The sequence below is a fragment of the Streptomyces sp. NPDC111606 genome, assembly GCF_055656945.1.
On the sequence record NZ_JBVKBY010000003.1, the window covers coordinates 618183 to 632221 of the forward strand.

Consider the following 14039-nt stretch of genomic DNA (forward strand, 5'->3'; position numbering starts at 1 on the left):
CCTGGTTGATGGGGATCGTGGCAGAAGGTGGCGCTCACCCCAAGAGGGATTTCACATAGTGGACGTTGCCATCTCTCCCTTTGGGAACTGTGAGCTCAGGGCACACAGCAGCGCACGGGCCACCGCGTCGTTCTGGCGGAAGGCGGGGGCGTTCGTGCGGGGGCGGGCGAACGCGGCGACGGCCCGGCTGTTGGTGGGGGCGCCGAGGGCGACGCGGCGTGGGTGCGTGCCGCCGAGGGACGGGTCGAGGACATGGCCGTCCGCGGCGGAGACGGCCAGCAGGCCGGAGCGGTGGGTGTGCGTGGGGTCGGCGATGACCTCCTCGGTGAGGGCGCCGGCCCGGTGCAGGTCACGCAGGACGGGGTCCTCGGTGCGGTCCAGGGAGTGGCGGGGCAGATACGCCTCGATCAGGGCGGTCGCGTGGAGCGTGTGGCCGGGGAGGGTGGGGCCGGCCGCGGTGAAGGTGCCGGTCGTCTCGTCGGTGCCGATCCGGATGCCGGCGCCCAGGAAGCGGACGACTCCGGCCCGGGACAGGGCGAGCAGCTGGCGCAGCCGGAAGCCGGGCGGCCCGGAGGCCAGGAAGCTGAAGAATCCGTGCCACCAGCCGTCGAGCTGCTCGGCGACGGACCGAGCGGTCAGCCGTCCGCCGGCCACCAGGCGGGGCAGCTGCCCGTAGATGGAGAGCAGCGCGAGGAACGCCCCGAGGTCGGCACTGAACTCCGGGTCCTCGCGGCGGGCGACGTCCCCGGCGATCCGGTCCCGCAGGTGCTCCTGGAAGGCGTCCGGGGCCGGGAACGCGAGACCGTCCAGGGGGTGGTCCAGGGCCTCGAAGTCCAGCCGGTCCGCCGGGTCGGGTACGGCCGCGGCTACGAGGTCGGCCATGGCGTCGGCGTACCAGTCCAGACGGTCGTAGGCGGCGATGAAGTCCGGCCAGGGGAGGGCGGTGCGCTCGGGGTGGGCATGGAAGAGCTCGTGGTAGTGGCCGAAGCCGATCTCCTTGGCCATCAGCGGCCACACATCGCGCCGCAGATCCAGCGGGCGCCCCTCGGCGAGCAGCGCGTCGACCGCATCGGGACCGAAGTGCCGGGGCAGCGGCGGCCGGGGGCCCTGGAGCCGGTAGCGGGTCTTGGAGTGGTACGGCACTCCCCGCCGCGATCCGACGTGCAGGACGGGCTCGCGGCCGGACGGCAGGTAGGTGAGGCTGCCGTCGGCCTCGGTGCGGTAGGTGCCGCCGCGGCCCTCGGTGAGCAGCGCCATCAGGTCGATGAAGGCCAGCCCGAAGCCGCGCAGGACGACATGCTCGCCGGGTTGCAGCGCGGACAGGTCGGCGTCGGCGGAGAACTCCGGTGACAGATGGAAGCGGCCGTGGCGGCGCGCGAAGGCGGCGTGGTCGCGGTGCTCGGCGGCGGGGGTGGAGCCGATGTGCCCCTGCGCCAGGACCACCAGGTCGGCGGTGAGGGGGGTGGCGCGGTCGGCCAGGTGAACGTACTGCGGGCCGTCCGGGGGACCGGTGACCGCGGTCGCGGTCGTGCGGTGCCACTCGACCGTCACGGTGGGCGGCAGCTGGGCCAGCGCCCTGCGGAACACCCAGTCCAGATAGGCGCTCTGGGCCCGGCGGGTGGGGAAGTCCGTCCCGGCGAGCGAGCGCAGTTCGGCGAGCACCTCCGGGTCGGCGGGCTCGGCGTGGGGCGCGTGGCGTGGGCCCCGGCCGGAGAACTGGGCCGCCCACTCGGCGAGCGAGGGCCCGGGGCGTACCGGACCGTCGATGGTGGACGACTCGTCGGTGAACATCGTGACGTCCTCCGCCATCGAGTTCATCCGCAGCAGCGCGGACTGCTCGTCCCGCCAGATCCGGCCCGGGCCGGGCGAGTGCGGGTCGATCAGGTGGATGCGCAACTCACTTTCCCCGTCCCACAGTTCGGGGGCGTTGGCGCCGATGCGCTCCAGCAGGCCCGTGGCACGCGGACCCGCGCCCACGACGACCAGGACCGCCGCGGAAGAGCCGGCGCTCACCGGTCACCGCCGATCGCCGGGCGGGCGTCGGCTGCCGTCGCCGCCCGCAGCCGAAGGCGTACGGCGGTCAGGTGGCCGCGCAGCCGCTGGAGCGGAGTGGGCGGCAGGGTGCGTGAGTTGCCGCGCGCGTAGTACCGCTCGACGTAGAACTGGCCCGCGCTCAGCACCGTGGTGACCGCGATGTACCACAGGGTGGCGACCATCAGCAGCGGGATGATCTGGTACGTCTGGTTGTAGATCAACTGCACCGAGTACAGCAGGTCGTGGACGGCCAGCACACTGACGATGCTGGTGCCCTTGAGGGTGCCGATCAGCATGTTCCCGGCCGTCGGCACGATCGAACGCATGGCCTGCGGTACGACGATCCGGCGCAGGGTGCGGCGTCTGCTCAGCCCCAGTGCCTGGGCGGCCTCGGTCTGCCCCGCGTCCACGGCGAGGATGCCGCCGCGCACCACCTCGGCCGCGTAGGCGGTCTCGTGCAGGGTCAGGCCGATGACGGCGGTGAGAGTGGGACCGAGCAGGTTGACCGTCTTGAAGGTGAGGAACTCCGGGCCGAACGGGATGCCGAGGCCGAGCGTCGGATACAGGGCGCCGATGTTGAACCAGAACAGCAGCTGCACCAGCAGGGGTGTGGATCGGAAGACCCACACATAACCCCAACTCAGCGTGCGTAGCACAGGGTTGGGGGAGAGCCGCATCACCGCGAGCACGGTGCCGAACAGAAAGCCGAGCACCATCACCACGGCGGTCAGCCACAGCGAGAGCAGCAGCCCGTCGAGCACGGCGGCCGTGGTGAAGTACCGGCCCACCACGTCCCATTGGAAGGCGTCGTTGCGGACCACGGAATTGAGCACCATCGCGAAGAGCAACAGCGCGGCGGCGGCGGTCAGCCACCGGCCGACGTGCCGGCGCGGGACGATCCGCGGCAGGTCGGTGGCGAGTACCGGGTGACTCTTCGTTGCGGGGCCGGACGTGAGATCGGGCGACGTGACCATGGGGAGGCTCTCCGGGGAGGGAACGCAGGCGTGGGTGACCCCAGGGGCACTCGGTGCGGCCGGGGATCGGCGTCGACACGCTCGCCGCGTCCCTCAACGCGGCCGGAGAGGCTGCCGCACAACGCGCAGCCGGTCCGCCGTCGATCGTATGTGCCCACGCCATCGATGTGTCAACAGCAAGCTTTGAGACGGCTGTCCACGTGTTCCGTCATCCGGGATCTGCTTGACGGGGAGCACGATGTACTGCTCAATTAGTCGCATGACTGCCCAGCTGCGCTTGGTCTCGCGCGATCACATCGACTTCGGTCGAGTGTGGTCCGCGGCGTGTTGCGCCTGATTCGGCAGCGGGCCCTCTGACCGGCCCTTCCCTCCCTCGGTGACCCCGTCGCGGGCCGAGTTCTCCTTTTTCGCGCGCTGCCGTAGCACCGTCTTTCGACGCTTCGCGTCGTCACGCTCGCATTGAATTCAGTCGCCCATTCACCTTTGCGCACAAGCAGTTCGGTCACGCCTGTCCGTGTGCGCGTTTCCGAGAGGTCATACCCATGCCGGTGGAGTTCCTCGGTATAGCCGCCACCAACAACGGCTCCGAAACCACGCCGCGCTCCGGCGCCGCCTTCGACAAGGACTACACCCTCCGCCTGGCCCGGGCACACGAGGACCACGGCTGGGACCGGGTGCTGTTCGCGTACGGCTCCGGATCGCCGGACCCCGCACCGGCCGCCGCGTACATCGCGAGCCGGCTGGACCGCCTGCAGATCCTGCTGGCGCACCGGCCCAACGTCTCGTATCCGACCTTCGCCGCCAAGACGTTCGCCACCCTCGACCGGATCAGCGAAGGCCGGCTGACCGTGCACTTCATCACCGGCGGCAATGACCACGAGCAGGGCCGCGAGGGCGACACCCTCACCAAGGACGAGCGATACGCCCGCACCCGTGAGTACATCCGGATCGTCAAGAAGATCTGGACCACCCACGAGCCGTTCGACCACGAGGGCGAGCACTACCGCTTCCACGACTTCGTCAGCGACGTCTTCCCTGTCCAGCAGCCCCGCCCCCATGTGTCGTTCGGCGGTTCGTCGCCCGCCGCGCTGGCGGCCGGAGGCGCCGAGGCCGACATCTACTGCCTGTGGGGCGAGCCCCTGGCCAGGACCGCCGAGCAGATCGAGAACGTGAAGGCCGCCGCGAAGGCCGCGGGCCGCACCGACGTGCCGCGCATCCAGGTCGCCTTCCGCCCGATCATCGCCCCGACCGAGGAACTGGCCTGGGAGAAGGCTCACCGCACGGTAGGTGCGATCAAGGCCCGCAAGGAGCGGGGAGAGGCGATCACCAAGCGCCACAACGGGCATGAGCAGCCGCAGGCTGCAACACCTCAAAACGTCGGCTCGCAGCGGCTGATCGCCATCGCCGAGGCGGGCGAGCGCTACGACCGCGCCCTGTGGACCCCGACCGCCGCCGCGACCGGCGGCGCGGGCAACTCCAACGCCCTGGTCGGCACCCCCGAGACGGTCGCCCAGGCACTCCTCGACTACTACGACCTCGGCGTGGACATCCTCTCCGCCCGCGGCTACGACCTGCTCGGCGACGCCATCGACTTCGGCCGGCACGTGATCCCGATCGTCCGCGAGGAGGTCGCCAAGCGCGACGCCGAGCGGGCGGCACGCGAGGCGCGGACGCCGGTGTCGGTGAACGCATGACCTCCGCACCCGAGTTGTCCGTCGTTCAGGTACCGGTGTCCGACCCGCGCGTCAGACCGCTGCTGCGCGAACTCGGCCACGAGTACTCCACCCGCTACGGCAAGGACGCGCACGCCGAGATCTCCCGCTACCCCGACGAGGAGTTCACCGAACCCCACGGCGGTCTGCTCCTGCTGCTGCTGGAGGGCGGCGAGCCCGTCGCGGGCGGCGCCTTCCGCAGGTACGACGCGACCACCGCCGAACTGAAGCGGATCTGGACCCACTCCGCCCACCGCAGACGCGGCCTCGCCCGCCGCGTGATCGCCGAGCTGGAGCGGGCGGCGGGCACGCACGGATACCGGCGGATCCACCTGACCACCGGTCCACGCCAGCCCGAGGCGCGCGGCCTGTACCTGGCCACCGGCTACACACCCCTGTTCGACACGGAGGCCGACCCGGAGACCATCGGCCCATTGCCCTTCGAGAAGCACCTCGCAGTGCGGGAACGCACGGGAAAGGCCCCCGACCAGTGAACATCCGCACGCTCAGAACCCGCACCCTCAGGACCCGCCTGCGCGGCACCGCCGCCCTAGCCCTGCTGCCGCTGCTCGCGCTGACGGCCTGCGGCTCCGGCGACACCGGCGGTACGGCGGCAGTCGGTGCGGAGGCCTCTCCCGCGCCGACCGACGACCCGGTGGCCACCGTCCGCAAGCTGGACTCCGCGGCCGCCCTGCTCCCCGCCGACGTACGCAAGGCGGGCAAGCTGCGCGTGGGCAGCTCGATCGGATTCCCGCCCGGCGCCTACTACCCGAACGGCACGGACAAGGCGCCCGCCGGCCAGGACATCGACCTCGCGGACGCGGTCGCCAAGGTGCTCGGGGTCGGGCTGGAGCGTCAGGACGCCTCCTTCGAGGCGATCCTGCCGGCCCTCGGCAGCGGCAAGTACGACTTCGGCACCGGCAACTTCGGCGTCACCGCCGAGCGCCTGAAGACCATCGACTTCGTCACCTACATCAACGACGGCCAGGGTTTCGCGGTGAAGAAGGGCAACACCGCCCTCAAGTCGAAGATCACCGACCTCACCCAGCTGTGCGGGCTGACCATCGGCACCGGCGCCGGCACCACCTTCGAGGCGACCCTCACCGCGCAGAAGGGGGTGTGCGCGAAGGTGGGCAAGAAGCCGTACGACGTGAAGGTCTACTCGGAGAACGCGGCCACGCTCACCGCGCTCCAACAGGGCCGTATCGACGTGATCATGTCGACCATCAACGGCCTGCGCCACCAGGCGGCACAACCGGCGTCGCAGACCACTTTCCTCGGCGAGTACCACCGCCTGGACGTCGGCTTCGCCTTCAAGAAGGGCTCCCCGCTCACCAAGGCGTTCCAGGCGGCCGTCAACGAGCTGATCAGGAACGGAACGTACGCCCGGATCCTCGCCAAGTGGGGTACCTCTGCCTCCGCGATCGAGACATCGCGGGTCAACCCGCCGGAGCAGGCATGAGCGACGTCATGGTCGACGTCCACGGCGTCCACAAGAGCTTCGGCCCGCTGGAGGTGCTGCGCGGCGTCGACCTGCAGGTCCGCGCCGGAGAGGTCACCGTGATCCTCGGACCGTCCGGCTCCGGGAAGTCCACGCTGCTGCGCACCATCAACCACCTGGAGAAGGTCAACCGCGGCTGGGTCAGCATCGACGGTGAGCTCATCGGCTACCGCCGCGCGGGCAACAAGCTCCACGAGCTGAAGGAGAAGGACGCCCGGAGGCAGCGGACCGGCATCGGGTTCGTCTTCCAGAACTTCAACCTCTTCCCGCATCTGACCGTGCTGGAGAACCTCGTGGAAGCCCCTGTCTCCGCCCTGCGCCGCCCGCGCAGGGAGGCGGCGGAGACGGCCCGCCGGCTCCTGGACCGGGTCGGCCTCGCGGACAAGGCCGACACCTACCCGCGCCGGCTCTCCGGCGGCCAGCAGCAGCGCGTGGCCATCGCCCGCGCGCTCGCCCTCGAACCGAAGGTGCTCCTCTTCGACGAGCCCACCTCCGCGCTGGACCCGGAGCTGGTCGGCGAAGTCCTCGACGTCATCAAGGACCTGGCGGGCAGCGGCACCACCATGATCGTCGTGACCCACGAGATCGGCTTCGCCCGCGAGGTCGCCGACACCGTGGTGTTCATGGACGGCGGAGTCGTGGTGGAGCAGGGACCGCCCGCCGACGTCCTGGACCACCCGCGCCAGGAACGCACCCGTACTTTCCTTGCCAAAGTTCTCTGAAAGTGCGCCCGCGCCGTGGACCTCGTCCGCGTGGCCGCCGCCGTGTGTCGGCTCCCCGGCTGACACACGCTTCCCGGCCACGCCTCCAACACCCGTACGCACCGGTGTCGTTAACCCTGGCAGTCTGACCTGCCTTGCCGCTGCCCCTCACAGGCGGTATCACCGTCCGGCCCGACCATCGACGACGAGGACCCGTCATGCCTGCTTTCTCTGCGCCCTCACCCCGTTCCGCGTCCCGCGTCGACGAGACCGTCTACGACCGCCGCAGGCTGCGCCAGTGGCTCGCCGGCGATGCCCGGGCCGACGGGGTCAGCCGCCGCCGGCTGCTCACCCTGCTCGCCGCCACGGCGGCCGCGACCGCGCTGCCCTCCCCGCGTCCCGCGCACGCGGCCGACACTCCGATCGTCAAACCGCTGCCGGCCGAGTGGTTCATCCGGCGCGGCACCAACGCCGAGACCCGCTGGGAGGCGCTGCGCGGAACGGGCCATCACACCCCCAACGAGCTGTTCTTCGTACGCAACCACACGGCGACCCCCGTGCTGGATGCCGCCGACTGGCGGCTGAGACTCTGGGGTGACGGGCTGCGCGGCAAGCCCTCCGAGGGCCGCCCGGTCGAGTTCGGGTACGACGATCTGCGCGCCCTGCCCGCCGTCACCCGGACCGCGTTCGTCGAGTGCGCAGGAAACGGCCGCACCTACTACACCACCCAGCAGCAGGAAACGGTCGCCGGAACCTCGTGGACGCAGGGCGCGATCGGCGTGGCGCGTTGGCGCGGGGTGCGCCTGGCCGACGTACTGCGCAAGGCCGGGCTGTCCCCGTACGCCGTGGACCTGCAGCCGCGCGGGCTGGACGCCGAGTACGTCAGCGGGGGCGAAAGCCTCGGCCGGGTGCGCCGGCCGCTGCCCTTGGCCAAGGCGCTGGACGACGTCCTGCTCGCCTACGAGATGAACGGCGAGCCGCTGCCGTACGACCACGGGTATCCGGTGCGGGTGCTGGTGCCCTCGTGGGTGGGGATCGCGTCGATCAAGTGGGTCGGCGACATCGAGGTGTCGGCGCAGCCGCTGTTCTCGCCGTGGAACACCACCTTCTACCGGCTGTTCGGCCCCGCCCACCCGCAGGCGGGCAGCGCGCCGCTGACCCGGCAGACCATCAAGAGCGCCTTCGAGCTGGCGAGCGGCGCGACCTTCCCGGTGGGGCGGGGACAGGTGCTGCACGGTCGCTCCTGGTCGGGCACCGGCGCCGTCGCGCGGGTCGACGTCAGCACCGACGGCGGCGCGAACTGGCGCACGGCCCGGCTGCACGACCGGCCCCGAGCCGACACCTGGACCCGCTGGTCCGTCAGCTGGAAGCCCGACACGACCGGTGCCACCCACCTCCTGGCCCGCGCCACCGACACGACAGGCCGCCGTCAGCCGGACGTCGCCGTGCCCAACACCCAGGGCTATCTGTTCGACGCGGTGGTCCGGCATCCGGTGACCGTGATCTGATCGAGTACGGGCTACGAAGGGGCGCTGTGCGCCCGTGCGTTGCGCACGAACAGCTCGCGCAGATCGCGGACGGCCCGGGGAACCGGGCCGGACGGGCGGCTCTGCAGGACCAGCAACACGTCGGTCGCGTCACCGGCGAGCGGCCGTACGGTGATCGCGCCCCGCCGTTCCAGCGGGTCCCCGAGGACACTGAAGTCGGGCAGCACGGTCGCCCCCAGTCCCTCGGCGACCATCAGCTTGCCCATCTCGGCGCCGTCGGTGGAGTACGAGAAGGACGGCGTACGACCGCCGAGCAGCCGGTGCACGAAGCGGTGCATGACATAGCCGGACCGCATCACCACCAGCGGTTCGGCGAGCAGGCTGTCCGCGTCCACCGCCTCCAGGGCGGCCAGCGGACTGTCCGGACGCACGCACACCACCGGCCGGCCGCGCAGCAGCTCCGCGGTCTCGAAGCCGGGCGGCATGTCGTCGCCCCCGAGGTAGTTCACCAGCCCCAGATCGAACGCACCCTCCAGCAGTCCGCGCTGGATCTCGGACTGCTGTGCGCCGACCAGTTCGACCTGGGTGGCCGGGTGCGAGGCGCGGAACTCCCGGACCGTCGGGATGACCAGCGGGACGGTGGCCGTGTTGACGGTGCCGAGCCGGACCATACGGCTGATGCGGTGCTGGTCGTCGGCCGCGCCGCGCAGCCGGTCGACCGCGTCCAGCACGCTCATGATGTGCGGCGGCAGCTCCCGTCCCTCGTCACTGACCTTCGCACCGGACCGCTTGCGCTCCAGCAGGTCCACGCCGAGCTCACGCTCCAGATTGCGCACGGTCTCGCTGAGCGCCGGCTGGGGCAGATGGAGCTCCTCGGCGGCGCGCCGCAGTGAACCCAATCGCGTGACGGCGGCGATGTATTCGAGCTGTTCGATACGCACGCCAGGAGCGTGACCCGGGCCGCGCGCCGCGTTCAAGGGAAACCCTGTCACAACCTCGTGAATACCGACTCTCAGCATGTGGAATCCCAACCGGGCATTCTTGACCCCCCGGAGTCCCCGCTGCTTTGATCGAAGGCATGAAGCGACAGGACCTCACGCGGCGACGCCACGTCGACCTCGCGCGTGTCTCCAGCTCCTGCTGTCGCTGTCGGGTCTGAGCGCACCGAGGGAAACCCTCGCACTCGCGCCGCTCTCCTCGCACATTTCACCGTCGGCCGATTTCCGTGCCGATTTCGGCTTTCCCCGGGACGGCGATTTCGCACGCCTGAATCCCGGTCACTGATCCCGATCACTGAATCCCGATCACCGAACACCTTTCCCTGCCACGCACGCGTCCTTTTCGCGTGCGCAGTCATGCCAGGAGTTCCCCATGCCCGTACCGCCCGGATCCGACCCCCTCCGCTTCGCCTACTGGGTGCCGAACGTCAGCGGCGGCCTGGTCACCAGCACCATCGAGCAGCGCACCGACTGGGGCTACGACTACAACCGCGAACTCGCCGTCCTCGCCGAGAACAACGGCTTCGGTTACGCCCTCAGCCAGGTCCGCTACATGGCCGGCTACGGCGCCGAGTTCCAGCACGAGTCGACCAGCTTCAGCCTCGCCCTGCTCCTCGCCACCCAGCGCCTGAAGGTCATCGCCGCCGTCCACCCCGGCCTGTGGCACCCCGGCGTCCTCGCCAAACTCGGCGCCACCGCCGACCACCTGTCGAACGGCCGGTTCGCCGTCAACGTCGTCAGCGGCTGGTTCAAGGGCGAGTTCACCGCCCTCGGCGAACCCTGGCTGGAGCACGACGAGCGCTACCGGCGCGCCGAGGAGTTCATCAGCGCGCTGCGCAAGATCTGGACCGAGGACCACGCCGAACTCGCCGGGGACTTCTACCGGGTACGCGACTTCTCCCTCAAGCCCAAGCCGCTCAACACCCCCGAGCGACCGCACCCGGAGATCTTCCAGGGCGGCGACTCCACCGCCGCCCGCGCCATGGCCGGTCGCGTCTCCGACTGGTACTTCAGCAACGGCAAGGACTTCGACGGCGTCACCGAGCAGATCAACGACGTCCGCGCCTCCGCCGTCCGAGCGGGCCGCAGCGCACCGAAGTTCGGGCTCAACGGCTTCCTCATCGCCCGCGACACCGAGGCCGAGGCCCGCGAGACGCTCCGCGAGATCGTGGCCAAGGCCAACACCGAGGCCGTCCACGGCTTCCGCGACGCCGTCCAGCAGGCAGGTCCGTCCACCGGCGACGGCAAGGGCATGTGGCAGGACTCCGGCTTCGAGGACCTCGTCCAGTACAACGACGGCTTCCGGACGGGGCTGATCGGCACGCCCGAGCAGATCGCCGAACGGATCGTCGCCTACAAGCGGCTCGGCGTCGACCTCTTCCTCCTCGGCTTCCTGCACTACCTGGAGGAGGTCGAGTACTTCGGCAAGCGGGTGCTGCCGCTCGTACGCGAACTGGAGGCCCAGGAAGCCGAGTCGGCGCCCGTCGGCGCCCACGCCTGACCCGCACGTCCCCACCGGCGCACCGCCGCAGCCCACCCGGTACTCCTCCCGAAAGGTCCTCCCATGGCCACCATCCTCTCCGTCTCCGGCAGTCCCTCCGCGACCTCCCGCACCGCCCGGCTGCTGCGCCACCTGGACGACCGGCTGATCGCCCAGGGGCACGACGTGATCCCGCTCGACGTCCGCACACTCCCGCCCGAGGCCCTGCTGCACGCCCAGTTCCGGCACCCGGCGATCGTCGAGGCCACCGCCCTGGTCGAGCGGGCGGACGGCATCGTGATCGGCACCCCTGTCTACAAGGCCGCCTACTCCGGTCTGCTGAAGGCGCTGCTCGACCTGCTGCCGCAGTACGCACTGGCGGGCAAGACGGTCCTTCCGCTGGCCACCGGCGGCACCACCGCCCACGTCCTGGCCATCGACTACGCCCTGCGCCCGGTCCTGAACTCCATGGGCCCCGCCCACATCACGCCGGGCTGGTTCACGCTCGACAAGGAGATCACCGTGGCCGAAGACGGCACCCTGACCGTCGCGCCCGGCGCCGCCGAGGCCCTGGCCCAGCTCACCGACCAGTTCTCGCTCGCCCTCGGTGGCCGCCCGACGGTGCTGGCGGCCACCGGATGACCGCCGCGACCGTGCTCACCGGCGACGCCGCGGCCCTCGGTGTCGCCGCCGAACTGGCCGCGGACTTCCGCAAGGACGCCGCCGAGCGGGACGCACGGCGCCGCCTTCCGCGCGTGGAACTGGAGCGGCTGTCCGCCTCCGGGCTGCTGGGTGTGACGGTGCCCGCGGAGTTCGGCGGCGCGGACGTCCGTACAGAGACCCTCGCCGAGGTCTTCCGGTTGCTGGCCTCGGCCGACGCCAGCCTCGCGCAGATCCCGCAGAGCCACTTCGTGTACGTGGGCGTGCTGCGCCGGCAGGGGACACGGGAGCAGCAGGAGTTCCTCTTCGGCGAGGTGCTGGCGGGCAGGCGGTTCGGCAACGCCCAGTCCGAGGCGGGCACCAGCCATGTCCAGGACATCCGTACCCGGCTCAGGCGGCGCCCGGACGGCTCGTACGTCCTCGACGGCGTCAAGCACTACTCGACCGGCGCCCTGTTCGCCGACTGGATCCCCGTCCTCGCCCGCGCCGACGACGACAACCTGCATGTGGCGTACGTCCCGCGGGACGCCCCCGGCCTCACGGTCGTGGACGACTGGGACGACATGGGCCAGCGCACCACGGCCAGCGGAACCGTCCGCCTGGAGTCGGTGCCCGTGCCCGCCGACCGGGTGGTGCCGCACCACCTCACCTTCCGGGGACCCCAACTCCACGGCGCCGTGGCCCAGTTGCTGCACGCGGCCATCGACGCTGGAATCGCCTCCGGAGCGCTCGCCGAGGCCGTGGAGTTCGTCCGCACCAAGAGCCGCCCCTGGTTCGAGAGCGTCGACGAAGGCCACGCCACCGCCGCCGAGGATCCGCTGCTGATCCAGCGCTTCGGCGAACTGGCGATCCGGGTGCGGGCCGCCGACGCGCTGCTCGCCACCGCGGCGCGGTCCGTGGACGCCGCCCGCGCCGACCTGACCGACGACTCGGCCGCCGAGGCCTCGATCGCCGTGGCCGCCGCCAAGGTGACGGCTGCGGAGGCGGCCGTGGAGGCCGGCAGCGCCCTCTTCGAGGTGGCCGGCACCCGCTCCGCGCTCGACTCCCTGGGCCTGCACCGCCACTGGCGCGACGCCCGCACCCGCCCACCCGTCTCCCGGCCACCGCCCCGCAACGAGGCGCTTCGCGCCACCCCTTTTGATGGCACGACCCGGCCCACCGGAAGGTCCAGCACATCGGCCGCTATGCGCTGAACGGCACCAGGCCGCCCCGGCACGGCCTGCTGTGACGACCGTTCCCCTCAGCCACCTTCCCGATCGGAGTCCCCGCGTGTCCCTGATCTTCCACTGGTTCCTGCCCACGAACGGCGACAGCCGCCATGTCGTCGGCGGCGGCCACGGCACCCCCGCGACGGCGTCCGGCCGCGACCGGCCGCCCACGGTCGCCTACCTCAGCCAGATCGCCCGCGCCGCAGAGGACCTGGGCTTCGTCGGCGCGCTCACCCCCACCGGCGCCTGGTGCGAGGACGCCTGGCTCACCACCGCCATGGTCAGCCGGCACACCGAGCGCCTGAAGTTCCTGGTCGCCTTCCGGCCCGGGTTCGTCTCGCCGACCCTCGCCGCGCAGATGGCGGCCACCTTCCAGCGGCAGTCCGGCGGACGGCTCCTGCTGAACGTCGTCACGGGCGGGGAGAACCACGAGCAGCGCGCCTACGGCGACTTCCTCGACAAGGACGACCGGTATCGCCGCACCGGTGAATTCCTGCAGATCGTACGGGGGTTGTGGGAGGGCAAGACCGTCGACCTGGTCGGCGAGCACCTGCAGGTCGAGGACGCGAGGCTGGCCCGGGTGCCCGACCCGGTCCCGGAGGTGTACTTCGGCGGCTCCTCACCGATCGCCGGGGAGATCGCCGCCCGGCACGTCGACGTCTACCTCACCTGGGGAGAGCCGCCGGCCGCCGTCGCCGAGAAGATCGCCCGCATCCGGGCGCTGGCCGAGAAGGAGGGCCGCAGCGTCCGCTTCGGCATCCGCCTGCACGTCATCACCCGGGACGCCGCCGATCAGGCGTGGGCCGAGGCCCGGCGGCTGCTGGCCGGCTTCGACGCGGAGACCGTGCGGGCCGTACAGGCCGGGCTCGCCCGCAGTGAGTCCGAGGGGCAGCAGCGCATGCTCGCCCTGCACGGTGGCAGCACCGATGGGCTGGAGATCCACCCGAACCTGTGGGCCGGGATCGGGCTGGTGCGCGGCGGTGCGGGCACCGCGCTGGTCGGCAGTCACGACGAGGTGGCCGAGCGGATCGCCGAGTACCACCGGCTGGGCATCGACGAGTTCGTGCTCTCCGGCTATCCGCACCTGGAGGAGGCGTACTGGTTCGGCGAGGGCGTACTGCCCCGGCTGGAGGCGCAGGGGCTGTGGACCCATCCGTTCCGCAGTGTGACGGCAGCTCGTCCCGAGGCTCAGATCCCCTTCGCCGAGCGGTAATCGGTCACCGGGGACACATATTCCCTAGATTTCCTATCGAATTACTAGGGAAGTGTTGACCCTGGTCGGTG

At 71.1% G+C, this 14039-nt stretch carries 12 protein-coding genes and 1 pseudogene; 10 read left to right on the forward strand and 3 right to left on the reverse strand.

The features are described 5' to 3' along the window. Window positions 1-51: 51 nt before the first annotated feature. Together ACZ7M7_RS14575 and ACZ7M7_RS14580 are read right to left on the reverse strand one after the other, a co-directional pair. Window positions 52-2013 (reverse strand): FAD/NAD(P)-binding protein, encoded by a 1962-nt coding sequence (locus ACZ7M7_RS14575; protein ID WP_472116271.1) that lies wholly within the window; start codon window positions 2011-2013, stop codon window positions 52-54. Further along, entirely contained in the window at window positions 2010-3008 is a 999-nt protein-coding gene (locus ACZ7M7_RS14580; RefSeq protein ID WP_472116274.1) for an amino acid ABC transporter permease, read from the reverse strand. The genes ACZ7M7_RS14575 and ACZ7M7_RS14580 overlap by 4 nt, the downstream gene beginning before the upstream one ends. Before the next feature lie 542 nt (window positions 3009-3550). Between ACZ7M7_RS14580 and ACZ7M7_RS14585 the strand changes: the two genes are divergently transcribed. From ACZ7M7_RS14585 to ACZ7M7_RS14605, 5 genes are all read left to right on the forward strand, one after another. Beyond that, complete coding sequence (locus tag ACZ7M7_RS14585) at window positions 3551-4702, forward strand: LLM class flavin-dependent oxidoreductase (protein WP_472116277.1); 1152 nt, start codon at window positions 3551-3553, stop codon at window positions 4700-4702. Next, window positions 4699-5214 carry a GNAT family N-acetyltransferase gene (locus tag ACZ7M7_RS14590; RefSeq protein WP_383600104.1) on the forward strand — a complete coding sequence of 172 codons (516 nt, stop codon included), beginning with the start codon at window positions 4699-4701 and terminating at the stop codon, window positions 5212-5214. Before ACZ7M7_RS14585 ends, ACZ7M7_RS14590 begins: the two co-directional genes overlap by 4 nt. Further along, a complete protein-coding gene (locus ACZ7M7_RS14595; protein WP_472116280.1) occupies window positions 5211-6182 on the forward strand; it encodes an ABC transporter substrate-binding protein in 972 nt (323 codons plus the stop codon). The genes ACZ7M7_RS14590 and ACZ7M7_RS14595 overlap by 4 nt, the downstream gene beginning before the upstream one ends. Continuing rightward, window positions 6179-6943 (forward strand): amino acid ABC transporter ATP-binding protein, encoded by a 765-nt coding sequence (locus ACZ7M7_RS14600; RefSeq protein ID WP_472116283.1) that lies wholly within the window; start codon window positions 6179-6181, stop codon window positions 6941-6943. The genes ACZ7M7_RS14595 and ACZ7M7_RS14600 overlap by 4 nt, the downstream gene beginning before the upstream one ends. A 197-nt stretch (window positions 6944-7140) precedes the next feature. Next, window positions 7141-8430 (forward strand): sulfite oxidase, encoded by a 1290-nt coding sequence (locus ACZ7M7_RS14605; RefSeq protein WP_383600095.1) that lies wholly within the window; start codon window positions 7141-7143, stop codon window positions 8428-8430. 11 nt (window positions 8431-8441) lie between these two features. Here ACZ7M7_RS14605 and ACZ7M7_RS14610 read toward each other — a convergent pair whose 3' ends face one another. Next, the gene (locus ACZ7M7_RS14610) at window positions 8442-9350 is read right to left on the reverse strand and encodes a LysR family transcriptional regulator (RefSeq protein ID WP_472116286.1); all 909 of its coding nucleotides are present in this window, start codon (window positions 9348-9350) and stop codon (window positions 8442-8444) included. A 137-nt stretch (window positions 9351-9487) separates the two neighbouring features. On the opposite strand from ACZ7M7_RS14610, the gene ACZ7M7_RS14615 reads away from it, so the two are divergent. The 5 genes and pseudogenes from ACZ7M7_RS14615 to ACZ7M7_RS14635 all read left to right on the forward strand — a co-directional run bounded on the left by ACZ7M7_RS14615 (window position 9488) and on the right by ACZ7M7_RS14635 (window position 13968). After that, window positions 9488-9568 carry a putative leader peptide gene (locus ACZ7M7_RS14615; RefSeq protein WP_351078001.1) on the forward strand — a complete coding sequence of 27 codons (81 nt, stop codon included), beginning with the start codon at window positions 9488-9490 and terminating at the stop codon, window positions 9566-9568. Window positions 9569-9780: 212 nt separating this feature from the next. Further along, window positions 9781-10908 carry a dimethylsulfone monooxygenase SfnG gene (sfnG, locus tag ACZ7M7_RS14620; protein ID WP_472116289.1) on the forward strand — a complete coding sequence of 376 codons (1128 nt, stop codon included), beginning with the start codon at window positions 9781-9783 and terminating at the stop codon, window positions 10906-10908. 63 nt (window positions 10909-10971) lie between these two features. Then, window positions 10972-11529 (forward strand): NADPH-dependent FMN reductase, encoded by a 558-nt coding sequence (gene ssuE / locus ACZ7M7_RS14625; protein WP_472116292.1) that lies wholly within the window; start codon window positions 10972-10974, stop codon window positions 11527-11529. Then, window positions 11526-12775 (forward strand): annotated as a pseudogene (locus ACZ7M7_RS14630) (SfnB family sulfur acquisition oxidoreductase). Before ssuE ends, ACZ7M7_RS14630 begins: the two are co-directional and overlap by 4 nt. A gap of 41 nt (window positions 12776-12816) precedes the next feature. Beyond that, window positions 12817-13968: an LLM class flavin-dependent oxidoreductase gene (locus ACZ7M7_RS14635; RefSeq protein WP_472116296.1), complete on the forward strand. Its 1152-nt coding sequence runs from the start codon at window positions 12817-12819 to the stop codon at window positions 13966-13968. Window positions 13969-14039: the final 71 nt, after the last annotated feature.

What these genes read in the sequence shown, in the direction of transcription:
- ACZ7M7_RS14580 (WP_472116274.1), bottom strand. Translation starts at nt 3,008, where the DNA reads ATGGTCACGTCGCCCGATCTCACGTCCGGCCCCGCAACGAAGAGTCAC.
- ACZ7M7_RS14585 (WP_472116277.1), top strand. Translation starts at nt 3,551, where the DNA reads ATGCCGGTGGAGTTCCTCGGTATAGCCGCCACCAACAACGGCTCCGAA.
- ACZ7M7_RS14590 (WP_383600104.1), top strand. Translation starts at nt 4,699, where the DNA reads ATGACCTCCGCACCCGAGTTGTCCGTCGTTCAGGTACCGGTGTCCGAC.
- ACZ7M7_RS14600 (WP_472116283.1), top strand. Translation starts at nt 6,179, where the DNA reads ATGAGCGACGTCATGGTCGACGTCCACGGCGTCCACAAGAGCTTCGGC.
- ACZ7M7_RS14605 (WP_383600095.1), top strand. Translation starts at nt 7,141, where the DNA reads ATGCCTGCTTTCTCTGCGCCCTCACCCCGTTCCGCGTCCCGCGTCGAC.
- ACZ7M7_RS14615 (WP_351078001.1), top strand. Translation starts at nt 9,488, where the DNA reads ATGAAGCGACAGGACCTCACGCGGCGACGCCACGTCGACCTCGCGCGT.
- sfnG (WP_472116289.1), top strand. Translation starts at nt 9,781, where the DNA reads ATGCCCGTACCGCCCGGATCCGACCCCCTCCGCTTCGCCTACTGGGTG.
- ssuE (WP_472116292.1), top strand. Translation starts at nt 10,972, where the DNA reads ATGGCCACCATCCTCTCCGTCTCCGGCAGTCCCTCCGCGACCTCCCGC.